At 46.0% G+C, this 598-nt stretch carries 1 protein-coding gene; it reads right to left on the bottom strand.

Annotated elements, in window-relative coordinates:
* The coding region (locus ACFQEU_RS17560) for a hypothetical protein (protein WP_379784242.1) at positions 1–578 on the bottom strand (578 nt) is incomplete at its 3' end.
* Positions 579–598 lie beyond the last annotated feature (20 nt).

The following is a 598-nucleotide window of genomic DNA, read 5'->3' as shown; positions in this document are numbered from 1 at the left end:
TGAATAGCAAGATTAATAAATTTTTCGGATTCCGGAACTGCTACAGCAAGGATATCATCGTCATTGGCATGCTCGACTGTCATTAGCTGGCCAATAGCCTCTCTAATTAGGGGGTATTCTTGTGAGCCGGGCTTGGTTATCAATGGCCCTTTCTTGGACTCAACTCGAAGGGTGTAGCCATTGTTAAGTTTTGAAACAAGATCACCTTCGCCGGCGGAAGAGTGGACTATTATTTTTTGTTCATAGTCTTCGTTTTTATAACCACACTGCCACCTTCCTTCGTCACTTGGTCTGCACCAGCCCTTCGAAGACAGAAACTCCAAAATCGGAAATATAACTTTTGATCTTACTTGTACCTGTGCCCCGTAGATGTCACAAACTACATCTTCATTCGTAGGCGCATTCTCGATAATAACCATGGCAAGTCTTAGAGTGACTTCTGCTTCCGGCATTCTGTCATCAGGTAGCACAATTTCTCCTAGGCATTTAACGCCGGTGGCAAGGGCGAGCGTTAGCGAGTCCAGCAGCGATAGCTGCGACTTGACCACCCTTGTTAAGATTGCGATCTGCCGCGCCACCTACAAAGTACATTGTTGAG

This window comes from Halorubrum tibetense (genome assembly GCF_042661865.1).
GTDB lineage: Archaea > Halobacteriota > Halobacteria > Halobacteriales > Haloferacaceae > Halorubrum > Halorubrum tibetense.
The sequence above is the reverse complement of the archived record's forward strand: the minus strand, read 5'-3'. Positions and strand labels throughout refer to the sequence as shown.